The 19007-nt window shown below is 66.0% G+C and carries 15 protein-coding genes and 1 tRNA gene; 8 read left to right on the top strand and 8 right to left on the bottom strand.

What is annotated here, in order from left to right; translation table 11 throughout:
- The first annotated feature begins 14 nt into the window (after positions 1-14).
- Positions 15-87, top strand: a tRNA-Arg gene (locus OHU34_RS24225).
- A gap of 193 nt (positions 88-280) precedes the next feature.
- Here the strand turns inward: OHU34_RS24225 and OHU34_RS24220 are convergent.
- The 3 genes from OHU34_RS24220 to OHU34_RS24210 all read right to left on the bottom strand — a co-directional run bounded on the left by OHU34_RS24220 (position 281) and on the right by OHU34_RS24210 (position 2079).
- Positions 281-1117: a protein kinase gene (locus OHU34_RS24220; RefSeq protein ID WP_405768274.1), complete on the bottom strand. Its 837-nt coding sequence runs from the start codon at positions 1115-1117 to the stop codon at positions 281-283.
- Positions 1118-1187: 70 nt separating this feature from the next.
- The gene (locus tag OHU34_RS24215; RefSeq protein ID WP_405768271.1) at positions 1188-1631 is read right to left on the bottom strand and encodes a glycine-rich domain-containing protein; all 444 of its coding nucleotides are present in this window, start codon (positions 1629-1631) and stop codon (positions 1188-1190) included.
- Between the two features lie 205 nt (positions 1632-1836).
- Positions 1837-2079, bottom strand: coding sequence for a hypothetical protein (locus OHU34_RS24210; RefSeq protein WP_142264783.1), 243 nt, complete (start codon positions 2077-2079; stop codon positions 1837-1839).
- A 114-nt stretch (positions 2080-2193) separates the two neighbouring features.
- Between OHU34_RS24210 and OHU34_RS24205 the strand changes: the two genes are divergently transcribed.
- A complete protein-coding gene (locus tag OHU34_RS24205; RefSeq protein WP_405768268.1) occupies positions 2194-3534 on the top strand; it encodes a helix-turn-helix domain-containing protein in 1341 nt (446 codons plus the stop codon).
- Here the strand turns inward: OHU34_RS24205 and OHU34_RS24200 are convergent.
- Positions 3512-4045 carry an NUDIX hydrolase gene (locus OHU34_RS24200; protein ID WP_054244045.1) on the bottom strand — a complete coding sequence of 178 codons (534 nt, stop codon included), beginning with the start codon at positions 4043-4045 and terminating at the stop codon, positions 3512-3514. The two genes, OHU34_RS24205 and OHU34_RS24200, sit on opposite strands and share 23 nt — an antisense overlap.
- A gap of 509 nt (positions 4046-4554) precedes the next feature.
- Here OHU34_RS24200 and OHU34_RS24195 point away from each other — a divergent pair.
- From OHU34_RS24195 to OHU34_RS24185, 3 genes are all read left to right on the top strand, one after another.
- Entirely contained in the window at positions 4555-8355 is a 3801-nt protein-coding gene (locus tag OHU34_RS24195) for an NACHT domain-containing protein (protein WP_405768266.1), read from the top strand.
- A 777-nt stretch (positions 8356-9132) separates the two neighbouring features.
- Positions 9133-9357 carry a cold-shock protein gene (locus OHU34_RS24190; RefSeq protein ID WP_142264787.1) on the top strand — a complete coding sequence of 75 codons (225 nt, stop codon included), beginning with the start codon at positions 9133-9135 and terminating at the stop codon, positions 9355-9357.
- 108 nt (positions 9358-9465) lie between these two features.
- Positions 9466-9747, top strand: a complete 282-nt coding sequence (locus OHU34_RS24185) for a hypothetical protein (RefSeq protein ID WP_142264788.1) — start codon at positions 9466-9468, stop codon at positions 9745-9747.
- 186 nt (positions 9748-9933) lie between these two features.
- Here the strand turns inward: OHU34_RS24185 and OHU34_RS24180 are convergent, their stop codons facing one another.
- A complete protein-coding gene (locus OHU34_RS24180) occupies positions 9934-11274 on the bottom strand; it encodes a hypothetical protein (RefSeq protein ID WP_405768263.1) in 1341 nt (446 codons plus the stop codon).
- Positions 11275-11568: 294 nt separating this feature from the next.
- Between OHU34_RS24180 and OHU34_RS24175 the strand changes: the two genes are divergently transcribed.
- Positions 11569-13185 (top strand): MFS transporter, encoded by a 1617-nt coding sequence (locus OHU34_RS24175; protein ID WP_230195452.1) that lies wholly within the window; start codon positions 11569-11571, stop codon positions 13183-13185.
- 103 nt (positions 13186-13288) lie between these two features.
- The gene (locus OHU34_RS24170) at positions 13289-13615 is read left to right on the top strand and encodes a GYD domain-containing protein (protein ID WP_142264791.1); all 327 of its coding nucleotides are present in this window, start codon (positions 13289-13291) and stop codon (positions 13613-13615) included.
- A 117-nt stretch (positions 13616-13732) separates the two neighbouring features.
- On the opposite strand, the gene OHU34_RS24165 is transcribed toward OHU34_RS24170, so the two are convergent.
- Positions 13733-13855 (bottom strand): hypothetical protein, encoded by a 123-nt coding sequence (locus tag OHU34_RS24165; protein WP_268267487.1) that lies wholly within the window; start codon positions 13853-13855, stop codon positions 13733-13735.
- Between the two features lie 37 nt (positions 13856-13892).
- Positions 13893-14924: an N-acetylmuramoyl-L-alanine amidase gene (locus OHU34_RS24160; RefSeq protein WP_235034515.1), complete on the bottom strand. Its 1032-nt coding sequence runs from the start codon at positions 14922-14924 to the stop codon at positions 13893-13895.
- A 338-nt stretch (positions 14925-15262) separates the two neighbouring features.
- Here OHU34_RS24160 and OHU34_RS24155 point away from each other — a divergent pair, with 338 nt between their 5' ends.
- Positions 15263-16972: a dolichyl-phosphate-mannose--protein mannosyltransferase gene (locus OHU34_RS24155; protein ID WP_372481737.1), complete on the top strand. Its 1710-nt coding sequence runs from the start codon at positions 15263-15265 to the stop codon at positions 16970-16972.
- 118 nt (positions 16973-17090) lie between these two features.
- On the opposite strand, the gene chvE is transcribed toward OHU34_RS24155, so the two are convergent.
- The gene (gene chvE / locus OHU34_RS24150) at positions 17091-18188 is read right to left on the bottom strand and encodes a multiple monosaccharide ABC transporter substrate-binding protein (RefSeq protein ID WP_142264792.1); all 1098 of its coding nucleotides are present in this window, start codon (positions 18186-18188) and stop codon (positions 17091-17093) included.
- Between the last annotated feature and the right edge of the window lie 819 nt (positions 18189-19007).

Below are 19007 nucleotides of genomic sequence, written 5' to 3'. Positions count from 1 at the left end.
AGGGCCACCATCCCGCCTTCGTAGCTCAGGGGATAGAGCACCGCTCTCCTAAAGCGGGTGTCGCAGGTTCGAATCCTGCCGGGGGCACAGAAAAAGGGCCAGCTCAGGAGGGTTTCCTCCCGGCTGGCCCTTCGTCGTGTTCGGGGTCGTGCCACACGCGTGCCACTTCCGCGACCGGACCACCCGGAATGCTGTCGAGGCTGACGGGTGGTCCGGTCTTTTGTTGTTGGCGGCCGCGCGCGAGTGGCGCGAGACGGGTCGCTCGGTCGGGGATTCGGGATCAGATCAGGGCTTTGCCCACCTCGTAGATGGTGGGCCGGTCCCCCGGCGTATGGCTGAGCATCGCTTCGACCAGTTCGCCCAGCTCACCGGGCACCTTCACGGGCCGACGTCGACCGTTGGCCACTGCCTCTCGCTGTACGGGGCGCGGAGCGTCGTCCGGGTACTCGACCGCCCGCCAGCCCGTGGCGGAGATGAGCAGCGACGCCCCGAGTGCGTAGATGTCGGCTTCCTGCGTCGGCTCCGCTTCCCCGGTATCGAGCACGCTGCGGGCGATCTCCGGTGCCTCGTAGTGGACGAGGCAGCCGCGGAACGGGAAGTCGTACCCATGGGGTACCTGTCCGCCTCGGGCAAGGGCGAGGTCGATGAGGTGCGTTCGGTCCGGCCCGACGATGAAGTGGGCGGGTTGCACGTCACCGTGAGCCCAGCCCCTCACGTGGAGATCGGCCAGGGCTTCGACGCATCCCAGCGCCACGCTGGTGCTCGCTTTGATGGACGAGCCCTGCTTGCGGCAGGGCTCCCACAGCTTGTGGAGATCCGGCCCGTCGTGCCACGGCTGGAAGTTCCACGTGCCGTGTTCCCATTCGCCGTACGCGATCTCGTCGAGGCCGAGGCGATGCAGGACGGCGCCCTCGCGTGCGGGCGCGAGCGCGGTCCAGGGCTGGGCAGGCCACTCGGCCGTTGCCTCGATCGGATAGCCCAGCTTCACGGCGAAGTGGCCGCGGTGGCTCTCCACCTCCCACACCGTGGAGCCCCGGCGGTTGATGACCAGGCGCTGAGTCGTGGGCATGAGCGCGTCGAGCACCACGATCGGCAGTTCAGGGGTTGGGCCGGACAAGGTCTGTGCTCCTTCCGGGCGAGCGCGGCCGACCCCGAGGCGAGGCCGGCCGCGTCGCTGTTGTCGAGGGTTACGCCTGACCGTACGGTCGGCCGCAGTCCGAATCGCACTGTGCGAGGTTCGTGCCGTCCACGGTCCACAGGTCATCGAAGACCACGAATCCGGCCGCCTTCATGGCGCGCGCCGAGGCGGCGACCTTCCCCGGGTCGCGCGCTCCTCCGCCAGGCTTCGGGTTGTGGTGCAGGAAGCGGCCCGCGTGCTGTGCGCACAGCTCGGCGTACTCCTTCGTGTGCAGGATGAGCGCGTGCAGCCCGAGGTCCACGTCGTCCGACGGAACCATGGGCACGGTGGCCGTGGCCGCCGCAACGAGGAACGCAACCGCTTGGTCCGCGATCCGCTCAGCGCGCTCGGGAGACTGCCCGTCGTGGACCACCACGAAGCGGGCGAGGCTCTGGAACAGCTCTTCACCAGCCACCGCGCGACCGGTCTTCTGATCGCTCGCCGTTGCCGTCATGTGCCATCTCCTGAGGTGAGGTGGTGCGTGGCGCTTCCCTCCGTCCTGATCGCCGAGCTGGGCGAGCGGACGATCGGGAAGCGGGCTTGGAGGCCGGCCCCGAACGGGTCGGGGAGCCGGGGAATCGGCACCCGTTCGGGGCGGCCGGTCTACTGGCTGGTGCCGAGGAAGAACAAGGCCCCGGCACATAAGCCGATGACGCGCTTCACAGCGGGACCTGACTGTTGCCGTTCCGCTCGGCAAGACGTGCGCTCAGCTCTTCCCGCGCACTGGGTGCCACCACGTTGCTGGGCAGGGCATCCCACTCCTTGCCGCCACGGACCGGCCGCATCTGCACTCGGCCACCGATCTCACCCATGACGACGCCGATATGCCCGGTGACACTGTCTTTCGCCAGTTCACCGATGGCTGGTCTGGTCTGCTGATTGCTCGCCATGCACACGAGCATCGCGAGCCGGGTACCCCCGCCAAAAGGTCAGGCTGATTACCCAACTTGGGTAACATCGCGGCAAGTAGAGAATCCGCGACGTTGCGTAGCCCTCGCAGTGTGGGAGCTTGCCCAATGCCCGACGCCGACCGGCCGCAGGAGCTGCCTGCCCGGCTGCTCACCGATCCCGAGATGATCAATGCGTGCCGGGTACGGGACTTCGGCAGAGTCTTCTGGCTCGTGAAGACCAGAGCGGGCATCTACCCGTCGATGATCGCCAGGCGATGCGAGCTGACACCCAGCCGCGTCGGTGAAGTCATCACAGGACGTCGCCAGTTACTTCACATGGACGTCGTCGAGCGCATCGCCGACGGGCTGCGCATCCCAGGGCACATGCTCGGACTTGCCCGGCGCACGTGGGAGACGCCTCAGGCTCTCGTCGTCACCGAGCATGAGGCACCCCAGGTGGCGGAGCCGGAACAGCAGCCTCCCGCGTCACTTCCGGGCCCCGACGTGGACAGCATCCTTGCGCTGACCACGCGAACCAACCTCAGCGCAGCCACACTTGCAGCCTTCCGGTCATCCATCGAGGACTACTGGCGACGAGACGACCAGCACGGTGGGGAGGCTCTCAGGCCGGCCGTCGTCGGACAGCTCCGGTATGTGGTCGGACTTCTGAAGGAAAGCCGACCGCCGGCCATCCAGAACGGCCTGTACGGAATCGCGGCCGAGCTCGCCCGCCTCACCGGCTGGACCTACTTCGACGCCCGCCAGTACAACCAGGCCCGCGCCTACTTCACCGAGGCCCTGCAACTCGCCAAGGCGATCGACGACCGCCAGTTCATGGCCAACGTCCTTGCCTGCATGAGCTTGCAGGCGACCTACCAGGACAAGCCCGCGGATTCCCTGGCACTCGTGACCGCCGCCCAGGACCAGGCCCGCTCAGCCATCGACACCACCCCGCGCGTTCTGTCGATGCTGTCCATGCGGGAAGCGTTCGCCCATGCCACGCTCGGCAGCCAGACGTCCACGCACCGGGCGATCACGGAAGCGCACCGCCAGTTCGAGCAGATCCAGGTGAGCGACCCGGACCCGTCGTGGGTGGCCTACTTCGACGAGCCGAAGCTCATCGTGGACACCGGCATTGCCCATGGCCGACTGGGCGAGGCAGCGACCGCTGAACCGTTGATCGCGGACGCCTTGCGCCGGGAAGCCCACACTAATCAGCGCGGCCGGGCGTTTCACGCGTTCTGGCTGGCCCGTACGCAGCTGGACCAAGGCAAGCTCGACCAGGCGTGCCACACGGCCACGCAAGCCCTGGAGCCCGCGTCGGCGGTCGCTTCGGAGCGAGTGTCGGGCCACCTCAGGGAGTTCTACGACCAGTTGGCCCCACACAGGCAGGAGCCCGTAGCCCTGGCCTTCGAGGCGCGGCTACGGGAGCTCCTGCCACCGGTCAGCGGATCGCCTCATCCATGAGCACGTAGAGGAGGCCGACGAGGGATCCGCTGCTGACGATCTCGCGGCGGTCGATCATCCCGCGTATCTCGCTGAGCGGGATCCATTCGATGCGGTCGGACTCGTTCTTCTCCGTGGGCGGACCCTCGTAAGTCGCACCGTCCGCACGGAAGACGTGGTGCTGCGAGTCCGTGATGCCGTTGGCCGGCTCGGCATAGATCAGGGGCTTGATGGGACCAGGACGCCAGCCCGTCTCTTCCAACACCTCTCGGGCCGCCGCCTCCTCAGGAGTCTCACCCTCCTCGACCAGGCCCATGGGCAACTCCCAGGCCCACGAGTCCGTGATGAAGCGGTGCCGCCACATCATCAGCACCTCCTGGCGGTCGTTGACGACGGCAGCCACGGCCAGGTGCCGCAGGCGAACGACGTGGTACTCCCACCTGCGCCCGTCAGGCTGTTGGACGTCGACCAGACACAGATTCACCCAAGGGTTGGTGTAGATCTGTCGCTCACCGTGGGTCTTCCACTCCATACCTGCGGCCCCTCTCGATCGGCCTCCAGGATCTCAGACCGATCCGAGGGCGGACGCAAGTTCGCCTCTTTCACGTCAGCTTGACGAGATGCCAGCGCGGCCAACATCAACGGCGTCACCCAGGCCCTCGCGCAGATCGACGGCATCCCGCCCGTGGCCGAACGTCCCGGCCGGCCACGCAGCCGCCCCGATTCGCTGGATCCTGCCGTCATCTCCCGCAAAGCTGCCCCGAACATCAAGGGCCTGGGGCGAGCTCCGTTTACGGCGTGGAGCAGGCTTTCGCCCTGCTCCACCAGCTCAAACGCTTCGCCGTCTACTGAAAGGGCCGAAACCGAACTGTACGACGATTCGTCCGGTTTGCACTACAACACGGTCTTGTTACGCCCCCACTCGCGCAGGGTCGGGACCAGTTGTGTGCCTGCGCAACGAATAGGCCGAATAACCGTTGCGGCAAGCACGTCACCCCTAGAATGTCCCCGGTTGCGGAGGCCGGGGCGATGGAGGCTGCCATGGACTATCAGTACGAGACGCTTCTGGACGAAAGATTCCAGATGCTATGCCAGTCCCTGATCATCCGCGAGTTTCGCGGAGTTCAGTGCTTCCCAGTTGGCATGCCAGACGGCGGCAGAGATGCGACCGTTTCTGAAGCTTCGGGTCGCATTGTCTTTCAGGTGAAGTTCGCGAGGAACCCGGCCAACGTTGCCGATCCACTCAAGTGGGTAACGTCGGCAATCGATGGAGAAGTGGAAAAAGTAAAACGGCTGGCTGATAGAGGCGCCACATCCTTCGTTCTTATGACGAACATGCCTGGGACATCACATCTAGACTCTGGCCGAATGGACAAGGTGCAGGCCCATCTAGACAGCGTCATGCCAATTCCTGGATCTTGCTGGTGGCGCGATGATTTGGACCGAAGGCTAGACCTAAGTTATGACCTGAAGCTGAAGTATCCAAGCCTACTTTCCGGAACAGACCTCGTACGACTCCTATGGGAAAGTACTGGAATTGGAGAGGACCGGGAGCGGCGGGCTAATGCGCTCCAGTCTTACTTCAATGATCAGAACGATCGAGATTCTAAAGTTCGATTCAAGCAGGCGGACCTATCCCCCAGCCCGCTGTTTGACTTGTTCATCGACGTTCCGGCAATTCCGCGACGTAACCCTAAACATCAAGAAAAGCGTGCAGACCATTTCAAGAGTTCGATCCTTTCGATTCTTCGAGAGGAGGGTAATAAAGACGGGATAATTCTCTACCAGCACGCCGAAGGCCAATCGGCGTATCAGGCTAGTATGACTCGTAGGCTGGTAAGGCGCGGGTTGCACCAAAGGCTTGATGCGAGTTTGTCTGTCGGCGCTGCTGGTTTGATCTTGAGTCAGGCTTTCGGGGACTCTGTATCCAAGGTCGTGATTGAAGGTGCGCCAGGCCAAGGAAAGTCGACGTTTGCACAATACATCGCTCAGGTAAACAGAGCTCGAATCCTACGACTTGAATCTGCCGCCGCTATTCCTGCGCGAGACGCACTCAGCCCGCTCATGCTGCCCTTCAAGCTGGAGCTGCGGGACTTGGCAACATGGTTGAAAGGGTTTGACCCATGGGCAGGCGGTGAAAGCACGCAACATGGAGGTCCTCGGACGCTAGAAGGTGCTCTCGCTGCTCACATTGCGAGATATTCGGGTGGGGTTCGCTTCGACGTATCCGATCTTCTATTTGTGATGGGCGGAAATTCCGTTCTTATTATTCTCGACGCCTTGGACGAGGTTGCGGGGTTGGATGACCGCCAATATGTCGTAGATGAAGTGACAGCTGCAGCAAAGCGATTGGAAGGACGCTCGGAGAACTCTCAGATCAAGTTCGTCATCACGAGCCGTCCTACGGCTGTTGCAGGATCACCGACTTTCGATGGCGACGAGTACTTCTACCTCACCCTCGCTCCGATTCATCGCTCTTTGGCCATGGAGTACACGGCGAAGTGGGCGCTTGCTCGAAACCTAGACGACGATGATCTGGCAATGCTCACATCCACTTTGGAGGAAAAGCTTCGGGCTCCACATATGGCAGAGCTCGCCAAAAACACCATGCAGCTCTCTATTCTTCTGAGTCTCACGCACCTCAGAGGATCCACACTTCCCGATAAGAGAACAGAGCTCTACGACGCATACATCGATGTTTTCCTAAATCGCGAAGCCGAGAAAGATCGAACAGTTCGCGAAAATCGCGAACTGTTGGTGAATATTCACCGCTACCTAGGCTACTATCTGCACGCTCAAGCTGAGGTCGGGGGAGGAAGCGGCCGCATTAGTACCGAGGAACTACGTCAAGTTCTGACGGAATTTCTTGTCCGAGAGACGGCCGGAAGCCATTTTATGCGGCAGAGGGTCACCGAGCTAATTGATTCTCTGCTAACAGGAGTGGTCGAACGAATCGTCGCCCTGGTGTCTCGTGTTGAAGGGACTTACGAATTTGAAGTCCAACCCCTCAGAGAGTACTTCGCAGCAAAGTACCTCTACGAGACCGCCCCCTATGCGCCAGCGACCCGAAAGCTCTCAGGAACAAAGCCTGACAGATTTGATGGCATTGCTCGGAATCCCTACTGGATGAATGTCACCCGTTTTTTCGCTGGCTGTTTCTCGATGGGAGAGCTTCTCGACCTTGCTGATCGAACCGCTCGCCTTATTGAGGAGAGTGACCTGACCGCAGCTGCCTATCCGCGCACGCTGGCACTTTGCTTGATGCAAGACTGGGTTTTCACGCAATCCTCTCCTTCAATGAAGCGGATCGTGGAAGCCGTTTTCGACAAACCGGGAGTTCGGTGGGCTACGGTCAGAGATGATCAAGTGATGTACACATACGGTAGTGGAGACACGACCGATGTTGGACTTTCTCCCTCGGCAGGTTACGAGAACCTCGTTGACCATTTCTGGCCTATGGTAACAGGTGACACCCATAGGGAGTCTCTGGCTGCAGTCTGCGCGTTGCTTCAGCAGCAGCCAGAAAATGCACTTGTCACGCAACTGTGGTACGCCGAAGCGCTCAAGAAGTCGGATTCGGAAATCGGTGAGTGGTGCATTATTGGCAACTGGCTGGGAGTATTTTCTTCGATTCGAATTGATCACTTCAATCGGATTCTAGGTTCACTATCCGGCTCGAATCGGGAGCTAGCTCTTACGGCATTCGCTGAGGCGGGTGGCGAAATCGGCAGGCTGGCACTCAATGACAGGAGGCAACTCGTCGTAGCAGTTCTTAATGGTATTGGATGCAAGCACCTCAGGCTTATGCAAGCTAGCAAGCAGCTTCCTATTCTCTCGGTGCTCGATCCGCAGTTTATTCTGCGCTGTCTATTGGATCCCAACTTCGCTGTAGTTCTATTCGATGACCTTTCCTCCGAAAACTCGCCCAGCCTTAAGTCGGGGGACTATGCAAGCATTGTGGAGTCTGTAAGGAACCTCGCCCATCCCGATAGGTTCAATAAACTTGAACTTTGGGCAGATCTGCTTGAAGCGATGCGCGGCTTCTTTGGCAAAACGTGGCGAGAGTATGAGCTCGCTAATCTTTCCGCTTCTGTAAAAAACCCGCTTGCGCGGGGTGCGGGGGCGAATAGCCTCTTCGACGAAAGTCGCACGGCTCCTGACCGCCTCCGTAACGCGCGGCGTCGGGCAAAGCAAACCGCATGGTGGCGTGAGCAGTACGGTTCCGCAACTGACAATTTCGACCGTGGGCTATGGGTTCTTGCGGTGTATTCGTGGGCTCATCCCGATACGCTCGCCTCGTTGATTGATGAGGTTGATGAGGCCTTGCAAGAAATGGATGAGCATCTGTATGCATCCCTATTGAGGTCTTGTGGACGTTCGGGAAGCTACGGAAAATTTTCGCTCGCCCCTATCCCTCTGGAAAGCTCCAAAGTTGGCGCCCTACATTGGCGCACCGTCTCTCTAATTCACGATCGACTTTCTCCTCAAGAGCGAGCAGAGACGTCTCAGAGGTTTTTGCGGTCTCGATCTAAGGAGTTTGTAGCCGGAACCAAATTCCTGGACTACTTCACGGCTCAAGTGTGGACAGGGAAGGTGCCGCCAGAGGAAGGCATAAAGGCTCTGAGGCAAGGGATTAGGCGTGGGCTTCTCTCCTCAGGTCAACGATTTTATGCTGACATGGGTCGGCAAAAGATGGATAGCGAGACTCGTTCGCTGATTATAAAAGATTCATGGGATATGCCAACGGCTCTACTTGCTGTTGTGTACACGATTCCCGACACGCGCCGTAGGTTTACCCCTGTGATGGAGATCGCTGAATCTCAGGGATGGTTCGCCAATTGACGCTGTGGTTTGGATCACCGACGGGTGCGGTGTACACCCTCCACTTCCTCATCTCCCATCCTGTCTGCCCACACACTGTGGAGCGGGCGTGGTTCAGGGCGTCAAGGTGGAGCCCACCACTGTACGAACGACCCTGAGGCCGTGTCTGCTCGGCTATGCCTGGGTCCGCGGCAGACGGGATGGGAGCAGCTCCCTGCACACGCGACTTAGCGGTCGGCACTCGCGAACGGCCCCCGAGCCTGAGCGCATCCGCCGGAGGCATGTCCTGCGGGTGCCTTCTCACTTCCGCCCCTGCAGGTAGCGCGCGCCATGCGCGGGCCTTGAATCAGTGGAGAAAGTCGTACTCACAGGAGTTCGATTTATGCAGCTGCGACGGCGGTTATTGCTGGACAACGGCGACGCCGGCTGGTCTCCGAGCCGTCTGCTCGGCACGTGCCAGCAGTCGTGCCAGATGCAGGGGTCAGCTGCGGTTAACAGGGGTGAGTGGCAGGCACCATCGAGTCCACTAGCTTGGCCGAGGTATCCGCAGGTCACCTGCCTTACTACCCAGCCTCTCTCCTAAAGCGGGTGTCGCAGGTTCGAATCCTGCCGGGGGCACCGGGTCAGAAGGGGGCCACCTCCGAGATTTCGGAGGTGGCCCCCTTCTGACATCAACGGCTGCGGTTTCCCCGTCACCACGCGGGGCGCGATCCCGGACTCTGTGAGGACCCAATCGCACCGGTTCGCAGTCGAGTTCATCAGATGGCTCGGCGCAGCCGGTACTCGTATAGTCGCTGCATGGTGACCGCGACTGTCCGTGAGTGGTACGACGAGGAAGGGTGGGGGGTACTCGACTCTCCCGAGACACCCGGCGGTTGTTGGGGCCACTACTCCGTCATCCGGACGAAGGGCTTCCATACGCTCTCGCCGGGACAACGTGTTGATCTCCGGTGGGAAGCCCCGGGCTACAAGCAAGACGGCTACACCTACCGGGCAGTGACCATTGTGCCTCGGCCGGCCTGACACTCGAACTATCGCCGGGTGGTACACCCGACGACTTGGATCACTCTGGCCGCCGCCCAGGTTCCTGGTCGGGATGCGAGGTCGTGCCGCCCGTCGGATGGTGGAGTCATGAACCACCACCAGCAGTCCCATCGGACGATCGAGATCGACACCCGGCTCGTCACGACCGGTGCCGTGCTCACCGCGGCCGGTGCCGCGGTGGCATGCGTCGGCATGGCCATCGGGGCCTTCGCCGTGTTCACGGCAGGTCGGCGCATGATCCGCGACATGGACGTGCCCCCGACCCAGCAGGCGGCCGCGAAGTGGCAGCAGGCCAAGGAGGCCTCGCGAGCGGGTGTGCGGGCGTGGCAGTCCGCGTCCGACGTTCACAACGGGTCGCTCCCCCGCTAGGGAAGGCGAAGCCGCTCCGCCGACACCGGGTCCGGGACCAAGGTGCCGACGGAGCGGTGCCTGCTGTCCCACCAGCACCAGGTCGGCCGGCATCCGCACCGACTCACGTGCCGTTCCACCGGCTCGGCACCCGCGGCGCCCTGCGGCCCCTCGCCGATACCGGTGGCGAACCGTTCACCCCCCGGCTCACCCCCCGGCGGTGCCCTTCGGGCGCGGGGGTGCCATCCGTTCGGCGTCGGTGGTGGCGCGGCCGGTGGCGGCGAGGAGGGCAAGCAGCGCGAGCACGGCCAGCAGGATGATGACCAGCAGCAAAATGGTGAGGGCCGTGGGGTGGTTCCAGAGCGCGAAGACCAGGGCCACGATCAGCAGGGCGGCCAGGGCGATCCACCGGCGGTGGGCCTGGGCCCAGGTTCCCACCCGGCCGGTGCGGACCTGGTGGCCGTACGCCCACTGTGCCGCGGAGTCGGCGGCGCGCTCGGATGTGCCCCGGACGGCGCGCGGGAGCCGTCCGGGGCCGATCAGGTAGGCGCCCAGCGCGATGACCAGACCGAGCACGATCGCTGTGCGCAGGCTGACCCTCAGGAAGCGCAGCAGGGTGTCGAAGACTGCCGCGGCGGCGGCCTCCGACTGGACCTGGGGCGGGAGGTGGTCCAGGTAGTAGCGGCGGGCGACCACCAGGACGATGGCCACGACCAGGCAGGCGAAGGCCGCGCCGAGAGCCGTGCGGGCCAGGGCCCGGCGGCGCCGGTGCGCCAGCAGCACGCCGCACGCGCCGATCACCACGACGAGCACGGGGAGCCAGTTCCCGACCACGTCCAGCAGATGGGCGCCCTTGCGGATCTTCTCCAGCTGGTCGGACTGGAGGAGCACCATCTGCTTGTCCACTTCGGGGATCTTGGAGGCCGGGGACAGACCGGCGTCCACGAGCGCCTGTTTGACCTGGTCGACGGCTTCGCCGACGTCGAGCGTGACCGTCCCGCCGTCCACGTTCACGGCGCCGCGGCCCTCGCCGGTGAGCGCGTGCACGACCCCGGCGTGGGCGCGCCGGTTGGCGTTCGTCCAGATCCGCTCGAAGCGGTCGCTCTGCACGAAGCGGGTGGCCACCTTCTCGACCGTGTCGTCGACCGCGGAGTCGAGCTGCGGGCCCAGCCCCTTCACGGCGTTCGCGGCCCGCGGGGGCAGTCCCTGTGACTGAAGCCAGGCGGCGATGTCGGAGGCGGCCTGGCTGCCGTCCACCCGTACATCGGCGGCATGGGTGATGCGTTTGACCGCCGCGTCCTCGATCGCCGGATCCGAGGCCAGCGGCGAGACCGTTTCCACGTACCGGTCGGTGTCCAGCGCGATGTCGTGCACCCACACCGTGAGCAGCGCGACCGGCACCAGGATGCAGGTGAGCACGATGAGTACCGCCGAGGCGGTGTTCCGCGTGATCCGTCCGGCCGCCGAGCCGTTCCGGGGCCCGCTCCCCGCCGCGTCACCCGATTCCGGGGCGGCATCGGGCTTGGACGGCTCGTGCGAGCTGGTCATGGGTGCTCCAGGACTCCTGGGGGATCGACCTGCCTCCATTTCCGCCGTTCCGCGGTGAGACTGCGCGCCCGGGTGGGCCGTACGGGCGAGAGAGGGTCCACCGCCCTGGAGTGGTGGCGCCGAGCCGCCTCGCCGATGACACGGAACGGCGGCCGGCCACCTCCTCGGGGCTCTCCGTGACAGCCTGGCCCGCTCCCGCCCGCTGTCACTGCGCCGGCCTTACGTCCGCCAATCAGTTGATCCCAGTGGCGGGTCAAGGAGCGCCCCTCCGGGGTAACTGGGACGATTCCACCCATGGCACCCAGGGCAGGCACTGCTGAGAGTTCGGCAACGGCGCGAATCGTCCTGCTGACACTCGCGACCGGTCAGTTCCTGATGGCGCTCGACAGCTCGGTCATGAACGTCTCGATCGCGACGGTGGCCGAAGACGTGGGCACGACGGTGACGGGGATCCAAGGCGCCATCACGGCCTACACCCTCGTGATGGCGATGTTCATGATCCCCGGCGGCAAGGTCGGCGCGCTGATCGGCCGCAAACGCGCGTTCACGATCGGCTGCGTCATCTACGGCTGCGGCTCCCTCACCACGGCGATCGCGCCGAACCTGCCCGTGCTGCTGCTCGGCTGGTCGTTCCTCGAAGGGATCGGAGCGGCACTCATCCTGCCGGCGATCGTGGCGCTCGTGGCCGGCAACTTCGCCGTCGAACGCCGTCCCGCCGCCTACGGACTCGTCGCGGCCGCAGGGGCCGTGGCGATCGCGGTCGGACCGCTCATCGGGGGTCTCGCGACGACGTACTTCTCCTGGCGATGGGTCTTCGCCGGCGAGGTCCTGCTCGTGCTCGGCATCCTGGTGCTCGCCCGCCGCATCGCCGACGCGCCGAGCGGCGAACGCCCGCGCATCGATCTCGTGGGCGCGGCGCTCTCCGCCGCTGGGCTCGGGACCTTCGTCTACGGCGTACTCCGCTCGGACGAATGGGGCTGGTTCCAGCCGAAGCCCGACGCGCCCTCCTGGCTCGGGGTCTCGCTGGTCGTGTGGCTGATGCTGGCAGGTCTGCTGCTGATCTGGTTCTTCCTCCGCTGGGAGGCTCGCGTGGTGAAGCGGCACAGGGAACCACTCATCGACCCGGCCATGCTGCACAACAAGCAGCTCACCGGCGGACTCACGATGTTCTTCTTCCAGTACCTCGTCCAGATGGGCGTCTTCTTCGTCGTACCGCTCTACTTGTCGGTCGCCCTGGGCCTGTCCGCACTCAAGACCGGCGCCCACATCCTGCCGCTCTCCGTGACACTGCTGGCGGCCGCGGTCCTGATCCCCCGCTTCTTCCCCGACGTCTCGCCCCGGCGGGTGGTACGGCTGGGGATCCTCGCGATGCTCGCGGGCGCGGTGGCCCTGATGGCCGCGCTCGACGCGGACGCCGGCGCGGAGATCGTCACCATCCCCCTTCTGTTGATCGGGCTCGGCATGGGCGCGCTGGCGTCCCAGCTCGGGTCGGTCACCGTGTCCGCGGTGCCCGAGGCACAGAGCGCGGAGGTCGGCGGCGTCCAGAACGCCGCCACCAACCTCGGTGCCTCGATCGGCACGGCACTCGCCGGGTCGATCATGATCGCCGCGCTCACGTCTTCGTTCCTGACCAGCGTGGAGCAGAATCCGGCGATCCCGGCCGAGGTCAGGAGCCAGGCGACCGTCGAACTCGAAAGCGGCGTTCCCTTCCTGTCGGACGCCCAGCTCAGGACCGCCCTCGACGAAGCGGGCACGAGCACGGAGGTGACCGAGGGCGTGCTCGACGCGAACGCCGCCGCCAGGCTCGACGGCCTGCGCGCCGCACTCGCCATCCTCGCCCTCACCGCCGTCCTCGCGATGTTCTTCACCTCCCGGATCCCGAAGACCCAGCCCCGTTCGACGGTGCCGTAGCCGCGGGACCGTCATCGGCCCGGCCGTTCGGGGGACATGGGCCGCCGCCCGCGCGCTTCCCCTTTCGTGGGGGCATCCCTTGACGGAACGAAAGGGAGACATCATGCCGCTCTATCTATCGAGGTTCAGCTACACACCGGAGACCTGGGCGCGGCTGACCGACCACCCGGAGGACCGGGCGCGGGCCGCTCGGTCGTACATCGAGTCCGTCGGCGGGAAGCTCCACGGTTTCTGGTACGCGTTCGGCACGCACGACGGCTACAACCTGTGGGAGGCTCCGGACAACGTGTCCATGGCCGCGGTCGCGCTGGCGATCAGCGGAGGCGGCGCGCTCAGCTCGTTCGAGACGACGGTTCTGCTGACCGTCGACGAAACGCTGAAGGCCCTGCGCACAGCCGAGCAGGTCCGATACCGGCCTCCTGGCGCGTAGCAGCCGACCCGTCAGGGCAACGGGTCCAGGGAGTCGGTGGGAGTGTGGGGGCTTCGGTGTCCGAGGTGGACCGCCCCGGCACCATGGGGCGCCGGGGCGGGGCGCTCTGACCGAGCCTCAGCGCCTGCCGGCCGCATGAGCGGAACCGCGTAACTCCCATGGGGCCGGGGCGAGGGCGTGTCTGCCGTCGGGCGTCGGCTCGGGCGGGTCGGCCCGGCCGACGGTGTCGACGACGCTCATGGTGTTCCTCTCGGTCGCCCGGGTGACGGCGGGTGGGTCAGACGGCCCAGTAGGGGCCGGTCGCGGTGCGGTGGAGGAGCGTGACCGGGCTGGCGTCGGCGGTCCGCACGCGGAGCTGGAACCGCAGGTGCTTGCCGGCCGGGACGGTGCCGGCCAGGGCGAACTGGTGGCCACCGCCGCCGTAGCGGGTGACGGTCTGGAACGCGGACGGGTGCTTGCCCGAGCTGTCCGTCAGATAGAAGCGGCCCTCGACGAGCGCGTCGTCCGGGGCCTTCTCCTCGAGTGAGACGTGCACCAGGGTGTTGTGCAGGCGCGGCCCGGAGTGGACGACCGGGTCCGCGAACGCCAGGCCGACCCACTGGCCGGAGGGCAGCTCCACATCGGTGACGTTCGATTCGTTCAGCATCGTGGGGTTGGGCACGGTGTCCTCCTGGCTCGGGTCGGTCGGGGTGGGGATCGGTGCGTCGGAGTCGGGGGCCTTGCGCAGCCGGGTCGCGACCCTGGCGCGGAAGTCGGCCATGGTGAAGCCGCGCGGGTCCGTCTTCGTGTTCGTCCACTCCTTGTGGCCGATCACGGAGGCGGCCGACCAGCCGTGCGCTCGGCACAGCGCGGCCGAGGCGCGGACCATGGCTTCCAGCTGGACCGCCGGCCAGGGGTCCTTGCCGTCGCCGAGGTTGACGCACTCGAAGCCGTAGAAGTGGATGTTGCCGTCGGTGTCGTTCTCGTTCGGCGCGGGTAGCCCCTTCTCGGCGACGACCGCCTTGAGCACGTCGCCGTCGCCCCTGCCGGCGTGGTTGGCGCGGCCCCAGCCGACGAGGTGCACGACGCCCCGTTTGTCGATGACGCCGTGGCACAGCGGTCCGGGGAGACCGGCGTATCCGTCGCGGCATATCGCCACGGAGGCGGCCGTCCCGGAGGTCACGGTGTGGTGGACGACCACCCCCGCGACCGGGCCCCACGCGCCGTGTCCTGCGCGGTTGTGGGTGCGCCAGCCGCCGACCTCGACGACGGTGACGCCCTCGGCTCTGAGGGCGGCGAGAACCCTGGCTGCGGTCAGGGGAGTTGCCATGGTGGTTCCTTTCAGAGAAGCCGTGCCTATCTGGATGCCCCGTCAATCGCTTCGCCATCGTCGAACTTGCCTCCGCCGCAACGGAGTCCGGCGTTCGCGGCAGGGCATTTCATCCCGCTCCCGGCCCAGCCTCCACACAGGGGAAAGGTGCGGCGTATCCGTCGGCATCGGTCCATGACGTCACATCAGGTGGCCACTGCCGCGGCCTCGTTCTCACGGCATGCCGGTGACATGCCGTCCAGGTTTTGCGGTCGGCGCCGGTCCGGACGGGGGAATGCGGGATCGCGCGGCCGTTCGCGCAGGTCGGCGTCTAGGGTCGTCCGGTGACGAGTAGCAGTGTGCGGCGCTCCCCCGTCCTCGACGGCGGCCGGCCGACGAAGGTGTCCGACGACTGGCGGGGCCGGCTGCGCCTGTTCGGATACGCCGGGCGCCCCCGGACCGGCGTCCGGGAACGTCTGGTTCCGCCCTTTCCCAAGCCTTCGACGCGCTGGGGGGAGCTCATACGCCTCGGCCCGGCCGGGGCGTACCGCGCCGCGAAGGTGATGGACTGGCTGGGGCCGGTGCTCGTCGCCGTGCCGGCCGGAGTGATCCGGTTCTGGCGTCTCGGGCAGCCGCGGGGCCTCGTCTTCGACGAGACCTACTACGCCAAGGACGCCTGGGCACTGCTGCGGCTCGGCTACGAGGGCACCTGGCCGGACCGCAAGGTCACCGACCCGCAGATCCTCGCGGACCCATCGGTGATCCCGCTCTCCGACACCGGGGCGTTCGTCGCGCATCCGCCGACGGGCAAGTGGGTGATCGCCCTCGGTGAGTGGATGTTCGGCCTCACCCCGTTCGGCTGGCGCTTCATGACCGCGGTCCTGGGCACGCTGTCGGTGCTGATGCTGTGCCGGATCGGACGCCGGCTGTTCCGGTCGACGGCGCTGGGCTGTCTGGCCGGCACGCTGATGGCGCTGGACGGTCTGCATGTGGTGATGAGCCGGTCCGCGCTGCTGGACCTCGTCGTCATGTTCTTCGTGCTGGCGGCGTTCGGCTGTCTGCTGCTCGACCGGGACCACGCGCGGGCGCGGCTCGCGGCGGCCCTCCCGGTGGGCGGGGACGGCCACGCGCGCCCTGACCGGGTCACCGGCGACCGTGCCGGGACGGGACCGCGCCCGTGGCGGCTCGCGGCCGGCGTCTTCCTGGGGCTGGCGGCCTCGACCAAGTGGAACGGCCTGTACTTCCTCGCCTTCTTCGTGGTCCTCACCCTGCTGTGGGACGTCGGCGCGCGCCGCGTGGCCGGGGCGGGGCGCCCGTACCGGGCGGTGCTGCGCAAGGATCTCGGCTGGTCCCTGCTGTCCGTCGTGCCGGTCGCCGTCGTGACCTACCTGGTGACGTGGGCCGGCTGGTTCCGGTCCGACGGCGGTTACGGGCGGCACTGGGCGGACGGCCGCGGCGGCACCTGGTCGTGGATACCGGCCCCGCTCCGCAGCCTGTGGCACTACGAGTACGGCGTCTATCAGTTCAATGTGGGGCTGCACACCTGGCACCGGTACGAGTCGAATCCCTGGAGCTGGCTGGTCCTGGGCCGCCCGGTGCTGTTCGACTACCGGTCGCCGAAGGCCGGAGAGGACGGGTGTCACGCCACGGCCGACTGCGCACAGGCGGTCCTCGCGCTGGGCACGCCGCTGCTGTGGTGGTCGGCGTGCTGCGCGCTCGTGTATCTGCTCTACCGGTGGGCGCTGCGCCGCGACTGGCGCGCGGGAGCCGTGCTGTGCGCGGTGGCGGCCGGTTATCTGCCCTGGTTCCTGTACCAGGACCGCACGGTCTTCTCCTTCTACGCGGTCGCCTTCGTGCCGTATCTGTGTCTGGCCGTGGCGATGACGCTGGGCGCGCTCCTGGGCCCGCCGGGCGCGGACGGCAGACGCCGGATGCTGGGCGCGGTCGTCGCGGGCGGGCTCGTGCTGCTCATCGCCTGGAACTTCATCTACTTCTGGCCCGTGTACACGGGGCAGGCGATCCCGGTCGGCGACTGGCGGTCACGGATGTGGCTGGACACGTGGATCTAGCCGGGCGGACGCACCGCGATGACCACCTTGGCCGACGACGACCACGCCGGCCGCGGCGAACCGCGGTCGGCGTGGTCGTCGTCGGTCGTGGTCCGGCCGCGACGGATCCGGGCCGTGGCTACTTGAGTTCGGCGTCGGTGTAGTAGCCGCCCGCGACCAGGACGTACTCGTAGTTGCTCTTGTCGACGGTCGTCGGCTGCAGCAAGTAGGCGGGCACGGCCTTGACTCCGTTGTCGTAGGCCCTTCTGTTGTTCACCTTCGGCGTCTTGTCGTTGAGTATGTCGTCGGCCATCTCGGCTGCGACACCGGCGAGTTGCCGGAGGTCCTTGTAGACGGTCTGCGACTGCTCGCCCGCGATGATCGACTTCACCGAGGCAAGTTCGGCGTCCTGCCCGGTGACGATCGGCAGGGGTTTGCCGCCGGAGCCGTAGCCGTCCGCCTTCAGCGCGTTCAGGACGCCGATGGAGATGCCGTCGTACGGCGACAGGACCGCGTCGACCTTCTTGCTCCCGTACGAGTCGGCGAGGATGCCGTCCAGGCGCTTCTGCGCGGTGGGGCCGTCCCAGCGCAGGGTGGTGACCTCCTTGAGCGCGGTCTGGCCGGACCGGACCACCAACTGCTTGGTGTCCAGGTACGGCTGGAGGAGGTGCATCGCGCCGTCGAAGAAGAACTTGGTGTTGTTGTCGTCGGGGGAGCCGGCGAAGAGTTCGATGTTGAACGGGCCCGCGCCGTCCTCCAGGCCGAGTTTGTCGATGATGTAGCGGGCCTGGAACCGGCCGACCTGCTCGTTGTCGAAGGACACGTAGTAGTCGACGTTCTCGGTGCCGAGGATGAGCCGGTCGTAGGAGATCACCGGGATGTCCGCGTCGGCGGCCTTCTGGAGCACGCCGTTCAGCGACTTGTTGTCGATGGCCGCGATGATCAGCGCGTCGACGCCCTGCTTGATCAGGGATTCGATCTGTGCGACCTGCGTCTTCGGGTCGTCCTCGCCGTACACCAGCTTGGTCTGGTAGCCGTCGGCCTTCAGGTCGTCGACGACGCTCTTGCCGTCGGTGAGCCAGCGCTCGGAGGCCTGGGTCGGCATGGCGATGCCGATGGTGCCGCCCTCGGAGTCGCCCTCGGAGCTGCCCCCGATGCTGCTGCCGCAGGCGGACAGCGTGAGGGCGAGAGAGACGGCTCCGGCGGTGGCGGCGAGGGCGGCTCTTCGGTTGCGCATGGTGATCGTTCCTCGTTCTTCTCGTCGTTGAGAGGATGGGGGGTGCGTGGGGGGTGTCGGAAGGCTGTGGGGAACCGGTGGAGCGGGTCGTCCGGCGGGGGTGGGCGGTCCGGGGTGGGACACGCCGTGTCCGCTTCCGCGCGGGCTCGGTGCGGGGTCGGGTGTCGACCCCTCAGGGGGGGTGCCGTGCGGGTGGGTTTCGGGGGCTCCGTACCGACCGGACGTGCGGTGGAGCGGTGGGCCCCGCGGCGCGGATCCGCGCGGCGAGATCTTCTGGATCCGCGTGCGGCCGCGAGGCCGTCAGGGGCCTGGCGCACCTGTTCCTGGACGGTGAACAGGCGGAGGGTCACGCTGAACCGACCGACGATCGGATCGCCCGGCGCGTCGCTCGGGCCGACGCTCGGGCGCCTCGGTGTCCCGTGGATCGTCGATCAGTGCGGCGGTACGGCCCTGTAAGCAGGCCTCGCCGACTCCCGCGATCGCGTCACCGGGGCGCACCTGTACATACGCCGGGCGGCGCCGGGGCGCGCCTGCCACGTATGTGCTGATTTCGGTGGCGCGCAGGGCACTTGCCTTTCAGGCGTTCGAAATATCGTCACGTGGTCGGAATGGTGGCGCGACAATAAGAGGGGGTGTGCGGGGTGTCAACGCTACGAACAGAAACGGTTCCGGAAAGTGGTGGAGATCGCTTTCTGTCCGGGGCGGCGCCTGCGTCACGACGCCGGAAAATCCCGACGGGCATCCGTGAGTTGCCTGGTCAACGCCATGGCCCGACCGGGCCGCGTCATGCCGGGGAGCACGACGGCCCTTGCTGTGAAT

It is taken from the genome of Streptomyces sp. NBC_00080 (assembly GCF_045041255.1).
GTDB classification, from domain to species: domain Bacteria; phylum Actinomycetota; class Actinomycetes; order Streptomycetales; family Streptomycetaceae; genus Streptomyces; species Streptomyces coriariae.
This window is presented reverse-complemented; position numbering and strand designations above follow the sequence as displayed.

Excerpts from the sequence above, each read along its gene's own strand:
- OHU34_RS24215 (WP_405768271.1), bottom strand. The coding sequence starts at position 1,631 with ATGACGGCAACGGCGAGCGATCAGAAGACCGGTCGCGCGGTGGCTGGT.
- OHU34_RS24210 (WP_142264783.1), bottom strand. The coding sequence starts at position 2,079 with ATGCTCGTGTGCATGGCGAGCAATCAGCAGACCAGACCAGCCATCGGT.
- OHU34_RS24205 (WP_405768268.1), top strand. The coding sequence starts at position 2,194 with ATGCCCGACGCCGACCGGCCGCAGGAGCTGCCTGCCCGGCTGCTCACC.
- OHU34_RS24200 (WP_054244045.1), bottom strand. The coding sequence starts at position 4,045 with ATGGAGTGGAAGACCCACGGTGAGCGACAGATCTACACCAACCCTTGG.
- OHU34_RS24195 (WP_405768266.1), top strand. The coding sequence starts at position 4,555 with ATGGACTATCAGTACGAGACGCTTCTGGACGAAAGATTCCAGATGCTA.
- OHU34_RS24190 (WP_142264787.1), top strand. The coding sequence starts at position 9,133 with ATGGTGACCGCGACTGTCCGTGAGTGGTACGACGAGGAAGGGTGGGGG.
- OHU34_RS24185 (WP_142264788.1), top strand. The coding sequence starts at position 9,466 with ATGAACCACCACCAGCAGTCCCATCGGACGATCGAGATCGACACCCGG.
- OHU34_RS24180 (WP_405768263.1), bottom strand. The coding sequence starts at position 11,274 with ATGACCAGCTCGCACGAGCCGTCCAAGCCCGATGCCGCCCCGGAATCG.
- OHU34_RS24175 (WP_230195452.1), top strand. The coding sequence starts at position 11,569 with ATGGCACCCAGGGCAGGCACTGCTGAGAGTTCGGCAACGGCGCGAATC.
- OHU34_RS24170 (WP_142264791.1), top strand. The coding sequence starts at position 13,289 with ATGCCGCTCTATCTATCGAGGTTCAGCTACACACCGGAGACCTGGGCG.
- OHU34_RS24165 (WP_268267487.1), bottom strand. The coding sequence starts at position 13,855 with ATGAGCGTCGTCGACACCGTCGGCCGGGCCGACCCGCCCGAGCCGACG.
- OHU34_RS24160 (WP_235034515.1), bottom strand. The coding sequence starts at position 14,924 with ATGGCAACTCCCCTGACCGCAGCCAGGGTTCTCGCCGCCCTCAGAGCC.
- chvE (WP_142264792.1), bottom strand. The coding sequence starts at position 18,188 with ATGCGCAACCGAAGAGCCGCCCTCGCCGCCACCGCCGGAGCCGTCTCT.